Consider the following 22,247-nt stretch of genomic DNA (forward strand, 5'->3'; position numbering starts at 1 on the left):
CCCCTTTCGTATACTCTCCCTAAAACTTAAAAGCCTTTATCATTATCATGAAGACCGTACTGCTCAAAAAATTCATCTCGGAAATCAAGCAGCCTGTCATCCATAATCGCTTGTCTGACATTACGCATCAATTGTATTAAGAAATGCAAGTTATGATACGTTGTCAGTCGGAGCCCGAAGGTTTCATCCGCTTTAATCAAATGTCGCAAGTAAGCACGTGAATAATTGCGACAGGTATAACAATCACAAGCGGGATCGAGCGGGCCAAAATCGCTTGCATATTGGGCATTGCGAACGACTAGACGACCTTGGCTGGTCATCGTTGTCCCGTTGCGAGCAATTCGCGTTGGAAGTACACAATCAAACATATCCACACCACGGATAGCCCCTTCAATCAAGGCATCTGGAGAACCTACGCCCATCAAATATCTTGGCTTGTTGGTGGGAAGCAGAGGCAGCGTGTAATCTAGCACTTCATACATCAAATGTTTCGGTTCACCTACGCTCAGTCCACCAATAGCATACCCCGGGAAATCCATGGAAGTCAAATCCGCAGCGCTTTGCTTACGCAGATCTTCATGCATGCCTCCTTGTACAATGGCAAACAGCCCTTGATCATGAGGACGCGCGTGTGCCTCCAAACAACGCTCAGCCCAACGGCTGGTACGTTCCAGTGACTTTTTCACATACTCATATTCAGCCGGAAATGGCGGGCATTCATCGAAGGCCATCATAATATCTGAGCCAAGCGAGTTTTGTATTTCCATCGCCACTTCAGGCGAAAGAAACTTCTTATCTCCATTTAAATGAGAGCGAAAATGAACACCCTCCTCTGAAATCTTGCGCATTTCACTTAAGGAAAACACCTGGAATCCACCGCTGTCCGTTAAAATAGGGCGATCCCAATTCATAAACTTGTGCAGTCCACCCGCTTCACGAATAATATCGTGGCCGGGACGAAGAAACAAATGGTACGTGTTACTCAAAATAATTTGAGCATCCATCGCTTTCAGTTCCTCAGGACTCATCGTTTTAACAGTAGCTTGAGTTCCCACAGGCATAAAGGTTGGTGTCTCAATAACTCCATGAGGTGTGTGTACACGCCCAAGACGGGCTCCCGATTGCTTGCAGGTTTTAATATGTTCGTATCTTATTGCTGGTGCCATATTTTCTCTACCATCCTTAATTAATAAATGAACATTGCGTCCCCGAAGCTGAAAAACCGATATTGTCGGTCAATCGCCTCCTGGTAAGCATGCATAATATTCTCCCTGCGCGCCAGTGCACTGACCAGCATAACCAAGGTGGATTTAGGCAAATGAAAATTCGTAATCATCGCATCCACCACACGGAATTCATAGCCTGGATAAATAAAAATCTGTGTCCAGCCACTACTGGCCTCTAATACTCCATCTAGGAATTTATTGCCCACCGTTTCCAGCGTCCGGCAACTGGTCGTCCCCACCGCCACGACTCTTCCGCCTCGCGCCTTGGTTTCATTGAGTACATCCGCTGTTTCCTGTGACAATGAATAGTATTCTTCATGCATCACATGTTCTTCAATCGTATCCACAGACATCGGTCTGAACGTCCCTAAGCCAACATGAAGTGTGATAAAGGCAACGGTAACGCCCTTCTTTTTAATCTGGTCCAGCAATTCTTCTGTAAAGTGCAGCCCTGCCGTTGGAGCCGCAGCAGAACCTTCATGCCGAGCATAAACTGTCTGATAACGCTCGCGGTCATCCAGTTGTTCCTTGATATACGGCGGAAGCGGCATCTGCCCCAGACGGTCCAAGATCTCCTGGAAAATACCGTCATATGAAAATGAAAGTACCCTTCCGCCCATATCTCCTTCTTCCTCAATTACTGCTTTAAGCTCATCACCGAAAACGATAACAGCACCCTTTTTCAGCTTTTTACCGGGTTTCACCAATGCTTCCCATCGGTCCCCTTGCAGTTGCTTAAGCAGTAAAACCTCAGCCTTAGCTCCCGTGTCTTCCTTGATGCCGAACAAGCGTGCAGGAATCACTCTCGTATCGTTTAACACCAGCGTATCCCCTGGTTGAAGATACTGCACAATATCCGAAAACGTATGATGACCCACTTCACCGTTATTTTTGTTTAACGTCAGTAATCTGGAAGCACTCCGATCAAGCAAAGGTGTCTGTGCAATTAATGTTTCAGGCAGTTCAAAATCATAGTCGTTTACGTTCATATATTGGTCAGTCCTTAACTATATCCACATTTTTGTAATAGTGTTGCAAAATTTTCTTGTAATCATACCCCTGCTCGGCCAAACCGTTGGCACCCCATTGGGATAAGCCCAAACCATGACCATTTCCTTTACCTGTAAAAATAAAGCTTTGTGTTTTGTCAATGACTCGTGCATGACGATCTTCATTCATGACGATCACCCCGTTACCACTTGAAGTACTGCTGCCAGATGCGGACAGAATTTGAGTGCCTTGTGTACCACTTACATGAGAAGTAGCCCCATCAGCGCCTAATACAGTATAACTTCCGGTACTCGCAATATCAAACAGTGTGCTCGGGAGTCCGCCCATCGCTGAGCGAAACATATCCGGATATTTCACTTTCAAAGGGGATCCGTTCGCTTCAACCTCCAACACTCGCCCTGATGGACCACGTTTGGTGACATCGAGGTGATTAATAGAGGAAGGCACTGTGCCCGTGACTTTCCCTTGCAGGGATTTAGCAAGCTGAGCTGACGTAAAGGGCCCCCGCACCCATGCATAGTCTCCGGACTGAGGCACCTTTTCCAATACAATTATCTCTTCACCCGGCTGCGCCTTGGCTATTGGTGTAACTGTCGATTGGATTTGGGGAATAGGACGCACATTTGTATTTTCCGCAGTGACGGTGATTTTGTCTAACCCCGCTTCTGTGACACCCTCCAGTTCTTTAGCATTATCCTCACGAATATAACCTGTCTTGCCACTGGAGAGAAGTACATGATACCATTCCTGTGCTCCTTTTTGTGCCGAAGCATCCCCCGAGCTGTCTACGCTGGCAAAGGCTTCGCCACCACTGTTCCACACCTCGGAAGCATCTGCTGTCACACCGCCCGCATTAGATGAAAATACAGCTTCGACCACTTTGCCGCCACTTTTAATGACTTCACCAGCTGTTGCATCTACAGCCTCATTGACATTGGCATGTTCCGAGCTCTTACCGTTGTAAGCCTGGCTTAACGTACCATCTACTACATTGCCGATCTGAAACCGATTGCCTTGGGCAAGCGCGTAGCTACGAGCCGCTACCGCTTGAGCCTTGAGTGCTTCATCTGGCCATGAGGAATAGACCTCTGCTCCTACCACGGAATACAAATACTGCTCCAAAGGAACTTCGTTCACAAGCGCCAGCTGGCCTGACGTCATGCCAATCTCCATCTCGCCGCGATATGTACGCTGTGATCTTTCCATCACTTGTATTCCATTATTACCGCCGTTGACAATTACCTTGCTATTATCAGAACCACTTAGCATGTAATGAGACATCACCTGCGAGCCGGTCGTGACTCCTGCTTCCTGTCTTATAATGAGGCCGGTTTGAGTAGCATTAACTTTAGACAGCGTGAGTCTTGGTTGCTTGCTCTCCAGCTCTGTTTTCAAAGCCGACAGCTTGCTGTCATTACTTTCTTCTCCAACCCATACAGCATACTGGCCTCTTGATTGAATCACAGTAAAAGCATCAAAGCCTGCCGCTGCAATTGTCGTTCGAACGAGATTAGCTTCCTGCTCGCTTCCGTAGCTTCCTGTGGACCAATGCTTGTTTCCCTTAACCTCGGGCTGCGCTCCGGTTGCGGAGGAAATCCGCTGTACAGCAGCCTGCGCAGACTGTTCACTAGCATATATTCCCGCGTACACTTGATACACAGAGCTACCATTTTTTGAACCAATAAAAACCGTAGGTTTATCATTAGTCTTTTGCAGGGCTTGGGCCGCTTTTATCGCCGCTGCTTCATTTCCTTCAAGTACCTTCACCCGATAGCTGTCTACACTAAAACGAGCCGTACTGTCTGGCAGTCCCATCCAAGTTTGAAAACTACCTCCACTGTTCTGTCCAACACTCAGACCTCCTGATGATTTCAAGGTTACAGTGGGAACTGTCGCTTTATATTTGCTACCTAGATCCGCAAAAATCACTACACGAATATCCTCTTGGGCGGCAGCAGCGTGAACGCCCGAAGACCAAGGTATGCACACTGTAGCTAATACCATAATCGCTGCTGCTCGTTTGGCCCGGCCCATCCATGCACCGAAAATACTTTTTCGGTTAAATGCTTCTCCACTCATTTCTGGCTCCCCCAATCTAGCTGTCTAGCACTTATATTGCGTAATTTATCGGGATCTCGACCCTTGTCTGTCCCTTTAAATACATCGACGGAATAAACCAAAATATGAACCCGCTCGAATCTTACTTACACTCTCACTTCCCTCAATCATCCGTCAGCCGATATCGTATTCACCATACTTGCGTATAACCATGCAATGATTTTTTTAAAAGTGCATGATGTTTCCTAATCACCGTGGATCCGTTGGCATTGGGATTCCAAGGTGGGCATATGCCGCCGGAGTCACTGTTCGTCCCCGAGGTGTTCTTTGTAAAAGACCAATTTGTAACAAATAGGGTTCATACACATCCTCAATTGTCTGACTCTCTTCACCAATAGTTGCAGCAATTGTGTCCAATCCTACGGGCCCGCCTCGGAATGAATGAATCATGGCCTTAAGCATTTTATGATCAATTTCATCAAGCCCGAGTGGATCTATTTGAAGCCTCTTTAGCGCCTCTGCAGCTAACTCAGAATGAATAATACCGTCTCCGGCAACCTGGGCAAAATCACGCACCCTTTTTAACAGTCGGTTGGCAATACGCGGTGTCCCCCGTGAACGCAATGCGATTTCCTCCGCCGCATCCCCGACAATTTCAATCTCCATAATATCCGCGTTCCTGGACACGATGTAAGCCAGCTCGTCTGTCGTATAAAACTCTAAACGACTAATAACACCAAACCGGTCACGCAATGGCGCAGAGAGCAGCCCAGCGCGCGTAGTGGCCCCTATAAGGGTAAAGGGTGGCAAATCCAGACGGACCGAGCGTGCACTCGGGCCTTTACCAATCATAATGTCCAGCGCAAAATCTTCCATCGCAGGATACATGACTTCTTCCACCGTACGATGAAGGCGATGAATCTCATCAATGAACAAAACATCACCCTCTTGAAGATTGGTCAGCAACGCTGCCAAATCTCCCGGTCTTTCAATTGCAGGACCTGAAGTTGTACGCAGATTAACCCCCAACTCATTGGCGATAATGTTAGCAAGAGTTGTTTTACCCAACCCCGGCGGTCCGTACAACAGCACATGGTCCAACGCTTCTTTACGCATTTTGGCCGCTTCAATATATACTTTCAGATTTTCCTTAACCTGATTTTGCCCGATATATTCATTTAGATAACGGGGGCGAAGGCTTAGCTCCGCCGTCTGGTCTTCCATCATCAAATTGGCGGAAATAATCCGGTCATCCATATTCCATCGCTCCTCTTTTCACCAGACATTTGTTAACGGACATCAGCGTCCTATCCGGCAAACAACAGTTGCAAAGCCCGCTTCATCAAAATATCAGCAGATTCATCAGGTTTCGCATCTTTCTTCATTCTGCTCCATACCTTATCCAACTCAGCATCAGTGTAACCCAGCGCCTTGAGCGCCTCACGGGCCTCGCCCCAATATGAACCTTCGCCTTCTTCTACGACAGGCTCAGCAAACAATCCGGTTGCCATCCCCAACGAGCCAATACCGTCGAGCTTATCTTTCAAATCCAGAATCATACGTTGTGCCGTCTTTTTACCGATCCCCGGTAACTTGGTGAGAAATGTGATATTCTCCTGATAAATCGCCGTTACCACATGAGCAGGCGTACCCCCTCCTAAAATACCAAGCGCAACACGCGGTCCAATACCAGATACATCAATCAGTTTACGGAACAGCTGCTGCTCATCACGGGTCGCAAAACCGAACAGTAAAATAGCATCTTCCCTTACATGATGGTGAATGTAAATAACCACTGGACCTTCTGTTTTGGCGAACGCGTAAGGATTCGGACAAAATACCCGGTACCCTACACCCTGTACATCTAAAACGACATATTCATTTTCCAAATGGGCTACAGAACCACGCAAGAAATCTATCATTTTCGCAATACCTCATTTAATTTTGAATTTAGTCCATAAGAATGCGCATGACAAATAGCCACCGCCAAAGCATCCGCTACATCGTCCGGTTTGGGCACAACTTGAAGCTTTAGAAACATTCTGACCATTTCTTGTACCTGTTTTTTCTCAGCCTTACCATACCCTACAATAGCCTGCTTTACCTGCATCGGCGTGTATTCACCTATAGGCAAATTACGTTGTTTTGCAGCTAGTACCAGCACCCCACGTGCCTGACTTACAGACATAGCGGTTGTAACGTTGCGATTAAAAAAGAGCTTTTCCAGTGCTACTGCATCAGGCTTATATTTATCTATTAATTGCAACATGCCTTCATACACATGAAGCAGCCTTTCTTCTTCCGGTGTATGGGCCTCCGTCTGGATGCAGCCATACTGTACAGGAACCACCTTGCTGCCAATCTTGTCTACAAATCCGAAGCCCACAATGGCAATGCCCGGATCAATTCCTAAAAAACGCAAAAAAATCTCTCCCCTATCGCTCAAACATGGCGTAACTAAACAATAGCCAGACGTTATCCTTAATATAATCATGGCCAAATACCATATAAAGCGAACATATGTGTCGTTCTTTTCATTATAACAAAACTTTGTATCTAATAGAGGAAAAAATTTAAACGTGAGTAAAAACATAAAAAGAGACGCTTCAAGCCTCACCTCATCGGCAATGCCTAACGTCTCCGTAGTTGTAATCAATAGTGCTGCTTTAATACCCTTTGTGTTCGCTCCACGGCAAAGTCACTAAAAGTGGAGATTACACTGTTATACTCATTTATATCCTGTACACGGATCCCCTGCTGAAGTTGTTTATACACCCCTTCTGGCAAGGCCGTCTCCATGGAACCCACATCCAATTGAAAAAAAGTGCGGATAACTTTTTCTCTTTTAGGTAGCCCTTCATACAATGTAAGCTGGCCGTCAGTGCTCAAACCCATGTATCCACGCTCTTTGCATGACTCTGACAAGTCTTCCACCCTGCGCTCCAGCCACACCTCTCCTTTGGTATTAAGTCGTCCCTTCCAATCGGGATGTTGCTTCAGTAAGGTCTCTAGCTGCTGTGAACTTAGTGTTCCCAAGGAAAGTGTTTCCGTACCACACACGTAGGTGGTTAATAGACGGGTCTTCCTGCTTATACCGGAAGCACGAATACTTTGCAATAGTTGCGTCTGTGAGGAGTGATCTTCAGTTGGACTCAGATGTGAAGCCTCCTCCACGCTCTCCTCTGCCATGACGGTGGTAGCGAGTGGCTGTAACAACATAGCCTGCAAATAATTCGAAAACAGAATACCCAACCCTGCCAGCAAACAAGCTGCACCAAAAATGCTACAAGCCCACACTGTTCTTCTCCACTGTTTCCAGCGCCGTTTCATCTGTTTTTTCCAACTTAATCGCTTCACAGTAATCCCTTCCGTCCCACTTTTTATGTTAGTGTGACCTGACGATTACTGATTTATACAAAAAGATATTAATATAACAAAAAAGCCGCTGCTTCCAGCGACTTTTCTTTTGAATCGGGATGACACGATTTGAACATGCGACCCCCTGGTCCCAAACCAGGTGCTCTACCAAGCTGAGCTACATCCCGAAATAGATGCCGGTGAGAGGACTCGAACCTCCACGGTTTCCCTCACGATTTTGAGTCGCGCGCGTCTGCCAATTCCGCCACACCGGCTTATGAAGTTAATGGCGCGCCCTGAGAGATTCGAACTCCCGGCCTTTTGATTCGTAGTCAAACGCTCTATCCAGCTGAGCTAAGGGCGCAAATATGGAGCGGACGACGGGAATCGAACCCGCGACCCTCGCCTTGGCAAGGCGATGCTCTACCGCTGAGCCACGTCCGCAATATCATTATATTCATGACATATAAGTTCATGAATGGTGAGCCATGAAGGACTCGAACCTTCGACACCCTGATTAAAAGTCAGGTGCTCTACCAACTGAGCTAATGGCTCCCAACAGGGTAATATAACTTTATAAAAATGGCGGAACTGACGGGATTCGAACCCGCGATCTCCTGCGTGACAGGCAGGCATGTTAGGCCTCTACACCACAGTTCCATAGCAGTTTATATTCAAAAGTTAATTGGTTGCGGGGGCAGGATTTGAACCTGCGACCTTCGGGTTATGAGCCCGACGAGCTACCGAACTGCTCCACCCCGCGATAATATTAGGGACTGCTATTTAAAAAAATGGTGGAGGCTGAGGGGCTCGAACCCCCGACCCTCTGCTTGTAAGGCAGATGCTCTCCCAGCTGAGCTAAGCCTCCATACTACTTATGACCCGTAGGGGATTCGAACCCCTGTTACCTCCGTGAAAGGGAGGTGTCTTAACCCCTTGACCAACGGGCCATGCAATAAAATAATTATGGCGGAGAGAGAGGGATTCGAACCCTCGAGACGCTTTTGGCGCCTACACGATTTCCAATCGTGCTCCTTCGGCCAACTCGGACACCTCTCCATATGGCTCCCCGAACAGGACTCGAACCTGTGACAACTCGATTAACAGTCGAGTGCTCTACCAACTGAGCTATCAGGGAATATTAATCATAAAGCTCTGCTTGGCGACGTCCTACTCTCCCAGGACCCTGCGGTCCAAGTACCATCGGCGCTGGAGGGCTTAACGGTCGTGTTCGGGATGGGTACGTGTGGAACCCCTCCGCTATCGCCACCAAACATGAATTTACATCGTAAATTCTACCGTACGGTTATTCGGTTCATCACTTATCGTGTGAATGAATAGCCATGCGCTTGTCGTATGTCACTTGTACATACCTTCAAGGTTACACCCTGAAAACTGGATCCGAAACTCATTTGCGTTTTATTTTAGGATAAGCCCTCGACCGATTAGTATTGGTCAGCTCCATGCATTACTGCACTTCCACCCCCAACCTATCTACCTCGTCGTCTTCAAGGGGTCTTACATACTGGGAAATCTCATCTTGAGGGGGGCTTCACGCTTAGATGCTTTCAGCGCTTATCCCTTCCGTACATAGCTACCCAGCGGTGCTCCTGGCGGAACAACTGGTACACCAGCGGTACGTCCATCCCGGTCCTCTCGTACTAAGGACAGCTCCTCTCAAATTTCCTACGCCCACGACAGATAGGGACCGAACTGTCTCACGACGTTCTGAACCCAGCTCGCGTACCGCTTTAATGGGCGAACAGCCCAACCCTTGGGACCTACTTCAGCCCCAGGATGCGATGAGCCGACATCGAGGTGCCAAACCTCCCCGTCGATGTGGACTCTTGGGGGAGATAAGCCTGTTATCCCCAGGGTAGCTTTTATCCGTTGAGCGATGGCCCTTCCATGCGGTACCACCGGATCACTAAGCCCGACTTTCGTCCCTGCTCGACTTGTAGGTCTCGCAGTCAAGCTCCCTTCTGCCTTTGCACTCTTCGAATGATTTCCAACCATTCTGAGGGAACCTTGGGGCGCCTCCGTTACTCTTTAGGAGGCGACCGCCCCAGTCAAACTGCCCACCTGACACTGTCCTCGTACCGGTTCACGGTACCAAGTTAGAACCTAGATACGATCAGGGTGGTATCCCAAGGATGCCTCCTCTCAAGCTGGCGCTCAAGATTCAACGGCTCCCACCTATCCTGTACAGATCGTACCCAAATTCAATATCAAGCTGCAGTAAAGCTCCATGGGGTCTTTCCGTCTTGTCGCGGGTAACCTGCATCTTCACAGGTATTAAAATTTCACCGGATCTCTCGTTGAGACAGCGCCCAAGTCGTTACGCCATTCGTGCGGGTCAGAATTTACCTGACAAGGAATTTCGCTACCTTAGGACCGTTATAGTTACGGCCGCCGTTTACTGGGGCTTCGGTTCATAGCTTCGCCCCGAAGGGCTTACCACTCCCCTTAACCTTCCAGCACCGGGCAGGCGTCAGCCCGTATACTTCGCCTTGCGGCTTCGCACAGACCTGTGTTTTTGCTAAACAGTCGCTTGGGCCTTTTCACTGCGGCCCCCTCGGGCTATTCACCCTACCGAGGCACCCCTTCTCCCGAAGTTACGGGGTCATTTTGCCGAGTTCCTTAACGAGAGTTCTTCCGCGCGCCTTAGAATTCTCTTCTCGCCTACCTGTGTCGGTTTGCGGTACGGGCACCTTCTCCTGGCTAGAGGCTTTTCTTGGCAGTCTGAGATCATGACCTTCGCTACTACAATTTTCGCTCCCCATCACAGCCCAGCCTTACGATGTGCGGATTTGCCTACACACCAGCCTCACTGCTTAGACGGACATCCATCAGTCCGCGTCACTACCCTACTGCGTCACCCCATCGCTCATAACGGATTACGGTGGTACAGGAATTTCGACCTGTTGTCCTTCGACTACGCCTATCGGCCTCGCCTTAGGTCCCGACTTACCCTGAGCGGACGAACCTTCCTCAGGAACCCTTAGGCTTTCGGCGGATCTGATTCTCACAGATCTTTTCGTTACTCATACCGGCATTCTCACTTGAATGCAGTCCAGCGCTCCTTACGGTACACCTTCAACCCGCATTCAACGCTCCCCTACCCCTGATGCAAGCATCAAGCCATAGCTTCGGTGGTGTGTTTAGCCCCGTTACATTTTCGGCGCAGAGTCACTCGACCAGTGAGCTATTACGCACTCTTTCAATGGTGGCTGCTTCTAAGCCAACATCCTGGTTGTCTGTGCAACTCCACATCCTTTCCCACTTAACACACACTTGGGGACCTTAGCTGATGGTCTGGGCTGTTTCCCTTTCGACAATGGATCTTAGCACTCACTGTCTGACTCCCGGAACTAAATCTATGGCATTCGGAGTTTGACTGAGCTTGGTAACCCTTGCGGGCCCCGCACCCAATCAGTGCTCTACCTCCACGATTCTTTTTTCCGAGGCTAGCCCTAAAGCTATTTCGGGGAGAACCAGCTATCTCCGGGTTCGATTGGAATTTCTCCGCTACCCCCACCTCATCCCCGCATTTTTCAACATGCGTGGGTTCGGGCCTCCAGTGCGTGTTACCGCACCTTCACCCTGGACAGGGGTAGATCACCCGGTTTCGGGTCTACGTCCACGTACTCATTCGCCCTATTCAGACTCGCTTTCGCTGCGGCTTCAGCTCTTCACCTTAACCTTGCACGGGAACGTAACTCGCCGGTTCATTCTACAAAAGGCACGCCATCACCCATAGATCGGGCTCTGACTTCTTGTAAGCACACGGTTTCAGGATCTATTTCACTCCCCTTCCGGGGTGCTTTTCACCTTTCCCTCACGGTACTGCTTCACTATCGGTCGCCAGGGAGTATTTAGCCTTGGCAGATGGTCCTGCCGGATTCATACGGGGTTTCACGTGCCCCGCACTACTCGGGATCCGTCTCGGAGAGAACAAGTTTTGAACTACAGGGCTTTTACCTTCTCTGGCGGGCCTTTCCAGACCTCTTCATCTAACCGGTTCCTTTGTAACTCCATGTGAGACGTCCCACAACCCCAAGGAGCAAGCTCCTTGGTTTGGGCTAATCCGCGTTCGCTCGCCGCTACTGACGGAATCACTATTGTTTTCTCTTCCTCAGGGTACTTAGATGTTTCAGTTCCCCTGGTCTGCCTCTATTCTGCCTATGTATTCAGCAGAAAGTGACTGTCGATGAAGACAGCCGGGTTTCCCCATTCGGACATCCCCGGATCAAAGCTTGCTTACAGCTCCCCGAGGCTTTATCGTTGTTCGCCACGTCCTTCGTCGGCTCCTGGCGCCTAGGCATCCTCCGTGTGCTCTTTGTAGCTTAACCTAGTATTTACATCGTAAATACGATTTGCTTTGAACTTCGGTTCAACACTTACGTGTGAATGAAATTCAAGGCAGCTACCTTTATTTCACTTGTTTACACAAGATCAGCTTAAAGGAATATTCTAAAACGCAATTTCGTTTCGGTATCCAGTTTTCAAGGTGCAATTCGCTTCATCGAAGCGAAACCCGATGAATATTTCGGTTCCACACGGATGTGTGAATGAAACATTCGTCGAAGCTTGAGAGTTTGAGCTCTCAAAACTGAGCAACGAGTGAGTAACAGGCCTAAACCTGAGTTTTGAAGCTTACGCTTCATATTTGAATGTTTCCATTGCAGGAAACGATTCTCCATAGAAAGGAGGTGATCCAGCCGCACCTTCCGATACGGCTACCTTGTTACGACTTCACCCCAATCATCTACCCCACCTTCGGCGGCTGGCTCCCTTGCGGGTTACCCCACCGACTTCGGGTGTTGTAAACTCTCGTGGTGTGACGGGCGGTGTGTACAAGACCCGGGAACGTATTCACCGCGGCATGCTGATCCGCGATTACTAGCAATTCCGACTTCATGTAGGCGAGTTGCAGCCTACAATCCGAACTGAGACCGGCTTTTCTAGGATTGGCTCCACCTCGCGATTTCGCTTCCCGTTGTACCGGCCATTGTAGTACGTGTGTAGCCCAGGTCATAAGGGGCATGATGATTTGACGTCATCCCCACCTTCCTCCGGTTTGTCACCGGCAGTCTGCTTAGAGTGCCCAGCTTGACCTGCTGGCAACTAAGCATAAGGGTTGCGCTCGTTGCGGGACTTAACCCAACATCTCACGACACGAGCTGACGACAACCATGCACCACCTGTCTCCTCTGTCCCGAAGGAAAGGCCTATCTCTAGACCGGTCAGAGGGATGTCAAGACCTGGTAAGGTTCTTCGCGTTGCTTCGAATTAAACCACATACTCCACTGCTTGTGCGGGTCCCCGTCAATTCCTTTGAGTTTCAGTCTTGCGACCGTACTCCCCAGGCGGAATGCTTAATGTGTTAACTTCGGCACCAAGGGTATCGAAACCCCTAACACCTAGCATTCATCGTTTACGGCGTGGACTACCAGGGTATCTAATCCTGTTTGCTCCCCACGCTTTCGCGCCTCAGCGTCAGTTACAGCCCAGAGAGTCGCCTTCGCCACTGGTGTTCCTCCACATATCTACGCATTTCACCGCTACACGTGGAATTCCACTCTCCTCTTCTGCACTCAAGCTCCCCAGTTTCCAGTGCGACCCGAAGTTGAGCCTCGGGATTAAACACCAGACTTAAAGAGCCGCCTGCGCGCGCTTTACGCCCAATAATTCCGGACAACGCTTGCCCCCTACGTATTACCGCGGCTGCTGGCACGTAGTTAGCCGGGGCTTTCTTCTCAGGTACCGTCACTCTTGTAGCAGTTACTCTACAAGACGTTCTTCCCTGGCAACAGAGCTTTACGATCCGAAAACCTTCATCACTCACGCGGCGTTGCTCCGTCAGGCTTTCGCCCATTGCGGAAGATTCCCTACTGCTGCCTCCCGTAGGAGTCTGGGCCGTGTCTCAGTCCCAGTGTGGCCGATCACCCTCTCAGGTCGGCTACGCATCGTCGCCTTGGTAGGCCTTTACCCCACCAACTAGCTAATGCGCCGCAGGCCCATCCACAAGTGACAGATTGCTCCGTCTTTCCTCCTTCTCCCATGCAGGAAAAGGATGTATCGGGTATTAGCTACCGTTTCCGGTAGTTATCCCTGTCTTGTGGGCAGGTTGCCTACGTGTTACTCACCCGTCCGCCGCTAGGTTGTTTAGAAGCAAGCTTCTAAACAACCCCGCTCGACTTGCATGTATTAGGCACGCCGCCAGCGTTCGTCCTGAGCCAGGATCAAACTCTCCATTAAAGACCAACCGAAGTTGGTTTATAGAAAGAGCGATAAGCTCATTTTGAAACTGACGAGATAAAAATATCTCTTGTTTGATTTTGCGAACAAAATCGTTTTACTCACTCGTTGTTCAGTTTTCAAAGATCAAACCTGCATTTTTGTCTTACTTTGTTTCACCACCGCATCTCAGCGGCGACTTAAATAATATATCATGTTTTCTAGATCTTTGCAACACTTTTTTTCAAGAGAATTTTTTAATCAATTCTGCTTTGTTTTCGTGTTGCTAACTATCTTGTAAAAGACAGCTATGAGAATATACCATATAAATATGCTAAATAGCAACACCTTTTTTTAAAATTCTTTTCTCATCTTTAAATCACTGCATTTAAATAAAGAGACCATTATTCCCACAAGCAGAATAACAGTCTCTATAACATTCATTTCTTTCTCTTAATGAATAATAAAGCCGGGGCACTACTAGGAGGTCCCTCTCTTTTTACATTTAGCCACGTCAGTCCTTAATCCATGGATTTTTACGCGAACGAGCATTATAGGATGAGGAACGGGGTTCTCCTCCACTTGAATTACGGGATTTTTGCTTCTTATTGCTAGCATTTTTACTAGAAACCTTGGCTTTGGACGACTCTTCTTTGGATGTACTGCCAGAACCGTCTTTTGATTTACCTTTACGCACGCTACGATCCTTTGGTTTAGAAGAAGAAACAACTTCATTTTGGGATGCAATAGTCAGATTGTTACCCATCTCCTGCGTTCCTGGAATTGCTGGTGCCGACTGGACGTTCTCTTCCCGGCATCCACAGTCTGGCATAAACATATAGGGGGTTGTATATCCCTCTAATGGATACATAGGTGCATTCCCATGCGCAAACGGATGATAAGGGGAATTCGCAGATTGTTGTCCTTGTAGCTGGCTATAGTCGGACACGTTTCCACCCGCAGGCAAACCATATTGAGGTCCTCCCCATGCCTGGCCCCATTGACTGCCCTGGACTGCACTCTCTGGATACTGCTGTGGATGCCCTTGATGGATAAATGGAGGATAGACAGGGTAGGATGCATTTTCAGACGCCTCATGACTCGGATAATATCCGGGGGCGCAGCAATCTGAATAGGCAGGATAAGGTGTTGGATGGGCATTTATCGGTGATGTCTGCACAGGCCCCCAGCACCATGGATGCTCACAGTCATGATGATAGCCCTGATCAGAAACTGCAGTAGGAGAGGCATATTCTGCTAAGGAGGTATTTATAGGCGCATTCCCCAAAGTTTGAGGAGACCCAATCCCCGGATACCACGAGTTCGGCATTGCATTTATTTGTGGACTATAATCAAATGTCGGCTGTTGTATCGACCACTCGGAATTCACCATCGGCTCCGATTTTGTGCAGCCGCAAAATTTTTCAGCTACAGGTTGCTTCACAACAGTTGTAGGAAGCTGTGGCTTAGATGCAATCGGTTGGGTAACTATAGGTTGCATTTGAGGTGGAGCAGGTGGAGTAACTATGGGCTGCATTTGAGGTGGAGCAGGTGGAGTAACTATGGGCTGCATTTGAGGTGGAGCAGGATTTACGGGTGCCATAGGAACTTCAGGCAGTTTTAATTCAGGAAGCTTAGGAGGATTCACTGTTTCTTTTGGCTGTGTCATCTCTTCTTTAGGGCTAGGCATATTCTCCTGCTTAGGCTGCGTCAACTCCGCCTTGGGCTGGGTAAGTTCTTGCTTGGTTGGGGATTCAGGTTTAGGCTGTGTCATCTCTTCTTTGACTGCGGTATTTTTTTTATTCTCAGTAAAATCAGACGCCTCTTCTTTGTAGTGTGGAATATTAACTGTTTCTCCAACCAGAAGTGCGTTCGGGTTTTTAAGCTGGGAATTGGCATCAATAATTAGCTTAAGCGGTACATTCCACGCCTTGGACAACTTCCACAATGAATCTCCTTGCTTAACCTTGTGTTGATATACTGTTGACGGCTGTGTTTCCATCGTAACAGGGTCTGTTGGAATTTTAATTTTCTCGCCGATGCTCAACTGATTAGGGTCTGCCAATTGGGGATTGGCGGCAATAACTTTCTCCAGCGTCACATTATACTTCTGTGCCAGCAAGTACAGAGTGTCACCTTTTTTGACGATGTGTATTTTCACAGGTCACAAACCTCCTAGACTTTCGTTCGGGCGGGATAAACGCCCGGCTTCTGTTATTACATCCTATGCACCTCCCGGGCGAATGACCCCATACAAACAAAAAAATCCTTTTAACTGAATACTCTCACGAGCATTCAGTTAAAAGGATTCGGTTTTATTTTAGTCCTGCCACACTTTGTAGCCATCCTGATCCACGATCTTCCGGAACTCAGCCAGGAGCTCCAAAGTCACTGGGCCAGCAACGCCGGAGCCGATCGTACGACCATCCACTTCATAAGCTGCAATAACTTCTGCCGCAGTTCCTGTAAAAAACACCTCGTCCGCAACATATACATCATGCAGTGTAAAAGGTTGTTCCTTAAGGGGGTATTCAAGCTTAGCACACAAATCGATAATAGCATTACGAGTAATTCCTTCAAGCGCTCCCAAATAGCAAGGAGGTGTATATAACACTCCGTTTTTGACAATGAAAATGTTGTCCGCAGAGCCTTCAGTAACATACCCTTGGGAATTGAGCATAATAGCCTCACCTACACCAGCATAGTTAGACTGGATCTTCACGAGGATATTGTTGAGATAGTTCAATGATTTAATCTTCGGATTCAAAGCATCTGGGATGTTGCGACGCTGAGAGACAGAAATTGTCTTCAGGCCAGTCAAGTAAGCTTCTTCCGGGTAAATGGCGAGCTGCTCCACGATAATGATGACACTCGCCTTCGCACAACGAAGAGGATCTAAACCTAGATTCCCTGCACCTCGGGATACAATCAGACGGATATATCCGTTACGCATTTCGTTAAGACGAATCGTTTCAGCCATTGCTTCCAACATTTCATCAGGAGACAACGGAATGTTTAACTGAATGGATTTCGCAGAATCATACAGACGCTCCAAGTGCTCCTTACATTTAAAAATATTCCCGTTATAAATACGAATGCCCTCAAATATACCGTCTCCGTACAAGAATCCATGATCATATACGGAAACCTTTGCGTTTTCCTTAGTCACATGCTGCCCATCCAGATAGATCCATTGTTCTGCCATTAAAACCACACCTCCGATTAATGTTCCTTTAAAATAGGTTCGATCGCTGCTTCAACATACTTGTAGCTTGGATAAGAGCCAAGAATGCGTACATGGCACCCCAAAGCCTCGATCTCTGCAAAGGCTGCCGGAAGCAGAACGGAATGCAGAGATTCCAAAACTTCAATGTAAAAATAATAATTCCCCAATTGCTTTTTGGTCGGACGCGATTCAATACGGGACAGATTTAACCTGCGCCATGCAAATGCGGATAAAACCTGGTGCAGCGCTCCCGGGAAATCCTGCGGCGGCGTGACCAAAATACTGGTTCGTTGACCTTCAGGCGTACCCGGGAGACTTATAGGTTGATGGCCGATCAAGACGAAGCGGGTAAAGTTGTTATCGTGATCCGTCACTTTACTGGCCAAAATATCCAATCCGTGTTTGGCAGCCGCAAGCTTGGTTCCGAGAGCGGTCCAGCCTTTACCGGGGTTATGTTTAACAATTTCGACGGCTTCTGCCGTACTTCCTGCACTCTCCAGCTCCGCCTGAGGTGCGGAAGTCTGTATGAATTCTTTACACTGGGGAAGCGCTACAGGATGAGACATAATTTTGACCACTTTGCTCAAATCCAGCTTGTCCAAATCCTTCGTAAACTCACTACGATGTCCAATAAGATTTTGAATTGAAGGATATACCCATTCCGCCTGCATTTGAATGTCTACTTCATGTACAAGCCAATCCATATGCAAACTTACAGAGCCATCAATCGTATTTTCAATGGGAATTACACTATAGTCTGCCTGTCCCTTGTCTACTGCCTGAAATACGTCCGCAATATGCTTGTAAAACAGTAATTCATGGGGCGTATCTCCTAACAAATACTTAATCGCTTCATGAGAAACGGTCCCCTCAGGAAGAAGTGCAATTCGTTTCATATCGTAAGTTCCCCTTTAATCATATCCATAAAAGGGAGTGTATTCCCTTCTGTATATACTTTAACTCCTTCACTCTCAGGGCGCAATTTTAAAACAGAAGCAGTGATCCCCTCTTTGTTCATGGTATCCGTTAAATACTGCTCCAGCTCCGCTTTCCGATTCTCCCGTTGATCCGTCAATGCCAGCAGCGTCGGTCCAGCCCCACTGAGAGCCACACCCAAGGCACCATAATGGTGCGCATCCTGCAGGATCTCTGTCATACCTGGCACAAGCGCCGCACGGTAAGGCTGATGAAGCTGATCACGCATCGCTTCGGCAATTAAATCGGTTCTTCCCGACGCCAATGCTGCTACCAGCATGGAAGCATGACTTATATTATATACGGCATCCTTCAATGATACATGCGCAGGTAGAACCTCTCTGGCTTTCGACGTGGACAGCTGAAAATCTGGAATAACTACCATAACCTCCAGATTAGCATCCGGTTCAAGTCGTAAATGCCTAGCATGCTCGCCGTCCCACATCGCTGTAATAATACCACCAAACAGGGAAGCTCCAACATTATCCGGATGTTTTTCAATGGCGCTTGCCATATCGAACAGCTTGGAATCCGGCAGAGGCGAGCCAATCAACGTATTGGCAGCGACCAAGGCGCCCACAATGGCAGAAGCACTGCTGCCCAAACCACGAGTAAGTGGAATATCCGAGTACATCGAAATATCGAGCTCAGGAACAGATACACCTGCTTCCCGAAAAACCATTTGTGCTACCTTGAAAATCAGATTAGTTTTATCTTGGGGAACACCATTCATTTCATTTCCGTATAAATGAAAAGCCGTCTGTTCGGCCTCCTTCATTTCAATCCATGCATATAAGGACAATGCCATGCCCAATGTATCAAAGCCGGGACCCAAGTTGGCCGTACTCGCAGGCACACGCACTCTTGCTGTTTTTAAAACGGTCATACAGACAATTCCTCCTGCTTTTATTGACTATCCCTCTACTCGATATACGCTCTTGATGCGACGGATAACGTCCAAAGTTTCAAAATGCTCCAAAACCTTTTTCATACTCGCTTTACTGGCTAAATGAGTCACGATAATAATTTCAGCATCGGGGTTAACCTCATTCGGTTGCTGCACAACAGATGCCAGACTGACATCAAATTCAGCAAATACTTGCGTAATCCGTGCCAACACCCCTGCTTTATCATCCACATGCAGAAGCACGAAGTTTTTGAAATACACATCTTCATCGTTACTAATTTTTTTGGGATTGTAAGGAACGATGGCTTTAAGCCCATTGACACCAAGTTTGAGATTTTTCACTACAGCTACTAAATCGGCTACAACCGATGTTGCCGTCGGCATTTCACCTGCACCCGCACCATAAAACATGGTTTCACCCACTGCTTCACCATGCACATACACCGCGTTGAATACCCCATTCACCGAAGCCAATGGATGCTGCTTGCGTACCATGGTCGGCTGAACGTTAATCGTAAATTCATCACCTTGGCGCTCTGCAATGCCGAGCAATTTCATTTCATATCCTAGTTTTTTAGCAAAAGCAATATCTTCACTGGTTACCTTTGAAATGCCGCTGACACTTACATCCTTGAGCTCTACATTAGAGCGGAAACCAAGCGTGCCGAGAATTGCCATTTTACGAGCTGCATCCAGTCCTTCCACGTCTGAGGTCGGATCCGATTCAGCATACCCAAGCTCCTGCGCTTCCTTGAGAACTTCCTCGTACGAGGCCCCTTCCTGACTCATTTTTGTTAAAATAAAGTTTGTTGTACCGTTCACAATCCCCATAATGCGGGTAATGCGGTCGGAGGAGAAGCCTTCAATTAATGTACGAATGATCGGGATACCACCTGCTACACTAGCTTCATAAAAAATATCACACTGCTTTTCCTGCGCCTTTGCTAATACTTCAGAACCGTGCAAAGCCATTAAGTCCTTATTTGCTGTTACGATGTGTTTACCCCGCTCCAGCGCTTCAAGAATGTACTCCTTCGTCTGATCAACGCCGCCCATGACTTCAATAATTACATCAATTTCAGGGTCCCGAATAACTTCCCATGGGTCCTCAGTAAGCTTCGCCGTCTCCACTTCAATGGAACGATATTTTTCTATGTTTTTTACAGCTATTTTTTCAATGATGATCGGTGAACCGACTTGTCTGCTCAAGTCTTCCTGATTGCCTTCTACGATTCGAACGACTCCCGTTCCAACCGTCCCCAAACCTAACAATCCTACTTTGACCGGTTTCATCCATTCCCCTCCCGCGAACTTATGTCTAATGAACTGTATTACCTTAACCTTGCCCAATCAGGCGAACACGTTTAACTCCAGAGATGTCTTCCAAGCCCTCCAGTAGAACACCCAACTCTTCACTGAGTCTGGACATTTCTACCGAGATGACTACGTTGGCTCTGCCTTGCAGTGGAATACTTTGCTGGATCGTCAGCACATTGCCTCCGAAATCAGCCACTCTGCCAAGCACCCTGGACAACATTCCGGATTGATGCTCTAAATCAATAGAGATATTGACAATTCGCTCACGCTCCAGCTGGTTAACCAAATGTATGCCATCCTTATATTTATAAAAGGCGCTTCGGCTTAGCCCAACTTGCTCCACGGCATCATGCACGGTTTTAACATCTCCTGAAGCCAGCAGCAGTTTCACCTGTATGGTCTTAACAATTGCTTCAGGCAAAATATCTTCCCGTACCAAGTAATAGCGCTCTTTCAAGAACGTCCTCTCCTCAAAGACTTATGTTTTTGTATAGAGGACATTATATCGAAACTCTTGAAAATCGGCAAGCAAACAATGCAAAAAACGGCTACTGCCTTCTATAGAGTTTCCTATAGTACAGTAACCGTTCAGGTTTTAGACCTTTATTTGAAATTTAGTAGTAGCTGCTGCCTTCAACAAATTCGAACTCGAAATCAGCAATGCGTACAGATGTACCATCTTTGGCGCCACGCTTGCGTAACTCAGCATCCACACCCATATGGCGTAACGTTCTTGCTAATTTCAAAATGGCATCATGCGAGTTCAACTGCATGCGCTTCATCATGCGCTCAATTTTAGGGCTCTGCACCACGAATGTGTCGTTTTCACGCACAATTGTAAAGCCATCGTCTTCTGCTGTATCCAGCTTAAATACCTTACGTTCATTGACTTCTGCAACTTCCTCAACAACCGGCTCGTCCGGTATTTGATCCAGCAAATCAGCAGCCCGGTAGAGCAGTTCCTTCACACCTTGACGTGTCAGTGAGGAAATAGGCATGATTTCAAGATCAGGACGTATAGAAGCAATCTGCTCTTTGAAGTGAGTCAGGTTTTCTTCCGCTTCCGGCATATCCATTTTATTGGCCGCCACAATTTGTGGACGCTCAGCCAATGTTGCATTATATTGCTTCAATTCGTCGTTAATTTTAGTCCAATCTTCAAACGGATCACGTCCTTCGGAGCCCGCCATATCCACGACATGGATAATAATACGTGTCCGCTCAATGTGCCGCAGAAATTCATGTCCCAGCCCAATACCTTCATGAGCTCCTTCAATCAAACCAGGCAAGTCCGCCATCACAAAGTTACGATGATCACCCACATCCACAACGCCCAAATTCGGAGTAATCGTTGTAAAGTGGTATGCCCCAATTTTCGGTTTTGCGGAAGATACAACCGACAACAAGGTAGACTTCCCTACACTAGGGAACCCGACCAAACCTACGTCAGCCATTACTTTTAACTCAAGCGTGATATAACGTTCTTGTCCCTCAGCGCCGTTCTCAGCCAACTCAGGCGCTGGATTATTCGGCGTAGCAAAACGGATGTTCCCGCGTCCTCCGCGTCCTCCTTTAGCTACAACGACTTGTTGACCATGACGTGTCATATCTGCTACTACTTCACCAGTATCATCATCTATGATGACCGTTCCCGGTGGTATACGTACGATCATGTGCTCCGCATTGGCTCCGTGTTGGCTTTTGTTGCGTCCTTTTACTCCACGCTGGGCTTTAAAATGACGTTGGTACCGAAAATCCATCAAGGTACGCAAACCCTCATCTACACGGAAAATTACGTCTCCACCGTTCCCTCCGTCACCACCACCTGGGCCACCTTCAGGAACGTATTTCTCACGGCGAAACGCAATTAATCCGTCTCCACCGTCACCGCCTTTAACAAAAATCTTCGCTTTATCTACAAACATGGTTA

The 22,247-nt window shown here is 47.7% G+C and carries 14 protein-coding genes, 11 tRNA genes and 3 rRNA genes; all 28 read right to left on the minus strand.

Going from position 1 to position 22,247, the window contains the following annotated elements:
- Nucleotides 1–26: 26 nt before the first annotated feature.
- Nucleotides 27–1,166 (minus strand): tRNA guanosine(34) transglycosylase Tgt, encoded by a 1,140-nt coding sequence (tgt, locus tag KAI36_RS20180; RefSeq protein WP_013311575.1) that lies wholly within the window; start codon nucleotides 1,164–1,166, stop codon nucleotides 27–29.
- A 20-nt stretch (nucleotides 1,167–1,186) separates the two neighbouring features.
- Nucleotides 1,187–2,215, minus strand: coding sequence for a tRNA preQ1(34) S-adenosylmethionine ribosyltransferase-isomerase QueA (gene queA, locus KAI36_RS20185; RefSeq protein ID WP_220025843.1), 1,029 nt, complete (start codon nucleotides 2,213–2,215; stop codon nucleotides 1,187–1,189).
- Between the two features lie 7 nt (nucleotides 2,216–2,222).
- Nucleotides 2,223–4,316 carry a SpoIID/LytB domain-containing protein gene (locus KAI36_RS20190; RefSeq protein ID WP_220025844.1) on the minus strand — a complete coding sequence of 698 codons (2,094 nt, stop codon included), beginning with the start codon at nucleotides 4,314–4,316 and terminating at the stop codon, nucleotides 2,223–2,225.
- A 228-nt stretch (nucleotides 4,317–4,544) separates the two neighbouring features.
- Nucleotides 4,545–5,552 carry a Holliday junction branch migration DNA helicase RuvB gene (ruvB, locus tag KAI36_RS20195; RefSeq protein ID WP_013372650.1) on the minus strand — a complete coding sequence of 336 codons (1,008 nt, stop codon included), beginning with the start codon at nucleotides 5,550–5,552 and terminating at the stop codon, nucleotides 4,545–4,547.
- 50 nt (nucleotides 5,553–5,602) lie between these two features.
- The gene (ruvA, locus tag KAI36_RS20200; protein ID WP_013311579.1) at nucleotides 5,603–6,217 is read right to left on the minus strand and encodes a Holliday junction branch migration protein RuvA; all 615 of its coding nucleotides are present in this window, start codon (nucleotides 6,215–6,217) and stop codon (nucleotides 5,603–5,605) included.
- A complete protein-coding gene (gene ruvC / locus KAI36_RS20205; RefSeq protein ID WP_013311580.1) occupies nucleotides 6,214–6,717 on the minus strand; it encodes a crossover junction endodeoxyribonuclease RuvC in 504 nt (167 codons plus the stop codon). Before ruvC ends, ruvA begins: the two co-directional genes overlap by 4 nt.
- 230 nt (nucleotides 6,718–6,947) lie before the next feature.
- Nucleotides 6,948–7,652, minus strand: a complete 705-nt coding sequence (locus KAI36_RS20210) for a BofC C-terminal domain-containing protein (protein ID WP_220025845.1) — start codon at nucleotides 7,650–7,652, stop codon at nucleotides 6,948–6,950.
- Nucleotides 7,653–7,766: 114 nt separating this feature from the next.
- Nucleotides 7,767–7,840, minus strand: a tRNA-Pro gene (locus tag KAI36_RS20215).
- A gap of 7 nt (nucleotides 7,841–7,847) precedes the next feature.
- Nucleotides 7,848–7,927: transfer RNA gene (locus tag KAI36_RS20220), tRNA-Leu, on the minus strand.
- A 12-nt stretch (nucleotides 7,928–7,939) separates the two neighbouring features.
- Nucleotides 7,940–8,016, minus strand: a tRNA-Arg gene (locus KAI36_RS20225).
- Between the two features lie 5 nt (nucleotides 8,017–8,021).
- Nucleotides 8,022–8,096 (minus strand) — tRNA-Gly (locus KAI36_RS20230).
- Nucleotides 8,097–8,131: 35 nt separating this feature from the next.
- Nucleotides 8,132–8,207, minus strand: a tRNA-Lys gene (locus tag KAI36_RS20235).
- Nucleotides 8,208–8,235: 28 nt separating this feature from the next.
- A tRNA-Asp gene (locus KAI36_RS20240) sits at nucleotides 8,236–8,312 on the minus strand.
- A gap of 26 nt (nucleotides 8,313–8,338) precedes the next feature.
- Nucleotides 8,339–8,415 (minus strand) — tRNA-Met (locus KAI36_RS20245).
- A 29-nt stretch (nucleotides 8,416–8,444) separates the two neighbouring features.
- Nucleotides 8,445–8,520: transfer RNA gene (locus KAI36_RS20250), tRNA-Val, on the minus strand.
- Between the two features lie 10 nt (nucleotides 8,521–8,530).
- Nucleotides 8,531–8,602, minus strand: a tRNA-Glu gene (locus tag KAI36_RS20255).
- A 17-nt stretch (nucleotides 8,603–8,619) separates the two neighbouring features.
- A tRNA-Ser gene (locus KAI36_RS20260) sits at nucleotides 8,620–8,711 on the minus strand.
- Between the two features lie 3 nt (nucleotides 8,712–8,714).
- Nucleotides 8,715–8,790 (minus strand) — tRNA-Asn (locus KAI36_RS20265).
- A 19-nt stretch (nucleotides 8,791–8,809) separates the two neighbouring features.
- Nucleotides 8,810–8,926 (minus strand): 5S ribosomal RNA (gene rrf, locus KAI36_RS20270).
- Nucleotides 8,927–9,077: 151 nt separating this feature from the next.
- Nucleotides 9,078–12,004: ribosomal RNA gene (locus tag KAI36_RS20275) — 23S ribosomal RNA — on the minus strand.
- 353 nt (nucleotides 12,005–12,357) lie between these two features.
- Nucleotides 12,358–13,913 (minus strand): 16S ribosomal RNA (locus KAI36_RS20280).
- The 16S, 23S and 5S rRNA genes sit together here with 11 tRNA genes alongside, the layout of an rRNA operon.
- A 493-nt stretch (nucleotides 13,914–14,406) precedes the next feature.
- On the minus strand, nucleotides 14,407–16,053 hold the full coding sequence (locus KAI36_RS20285; RefSeq protein WP_220025846.1) for a LysM peptidoglycan-binding domain-containing protein: 1,647 nt from the start codon (nucleotides 16,051–16,053) through the stop codon (nucleotides 14,407–14,409).
- Nucleotides 16,054–16,212: 159 nt separating this feature from the next.
- Nucleotides 16,213–17,097, minus strand: a complete 885-nt coding sequence (gene ilvE, locus KAI36_RS20290; RefSeq protein ID WP_220025847.1) for a branched-chain-amino-acid transaminase — start codon at nucleotides 17,095–17,097, stop codon at nucleotides 16,213–16,215.
- A gap of 17 nt (nucleotides 17,098–17,114) precedes the next feature.
- Nucleotides 17,115–18,014: a prephenate dehydratase gene (gene pheA, locus KAI36_RS20295; protein WP_220025848.1), complete on the minus strand. Its 900-nt coding sequence runs from the start codon at nucleotides 18,012–18,014 to the stop codon at nucleotides 17,115–17,117.
- The gene (gene thrB, locus KAI36_RS20300; protein WP_220025849.1) at nucleotides 18,011–18,979 is read right to left on the minus strand and encodes a homoserine kinase; all 969 of its coding nucleotides are present in this window, start codon (nucleotides 18,977–18,979) and stop codon (nucleotides 18,011–18,013) included. The genes pheA and thrB overlap by 4 nt, the downstream gene beginning before the upstream one ends.
- A 27-nt stretch (nucleotides 18,980–19,006) precedes the next feature.
- Nucleotides 19,007–20,293: a homoserine dehydrogenase gene (locus KAI36_RS20305; RefSeq protein WP_023989944.1), complete on the minus strand. Its 1,287-nt coding sequence runs from the start codon at nucleotides 20,291–20,293 to the stop codon at nucleotides 19,007–19,009.
- A 43-nt stretch (nucleotides 20,294–20,336) separates the two neighbouring features.
- The gene (locus KAI36_RS20310) at nucleotides 20,337–20,774 is read right to left on the minus strand and encodes an ACT domain-containing protein (RefSeq protein WP_013311587.1); all 438 of its coding nucleotides are present in this window, start codon (nucleotides 20,772–20,774) and stop codon (nucleotides 20,337–20,339) included.
- 157 nt (nucleotides 20,775–20,931) lie between these two features.
- Nucleotides 20,932–22,242, minus strand: a complete 1,311-nt coding sequence (gene obgE / locus KAI36_RS20315; protein WP_023989945.1) for a GTPase ObgE — start codon at nucleotides 22,240–22,242, stop codon at nucleotides 20,932–20,934.
- Nucleotides 22,243–22,247 lie beyond the last annotated feature (5 nt).

Origin of the sequence: Paenibacillus sp. S02 (assembly GCF_019454065.1) — a bacterium.
Classification (GTDB): domain Bacteria; phylum Bacillota; class Bacilli; order Paenibacillales; family Paenibacillaceae; genus Paenibacillus; species Paenibacillus polymyxa_B.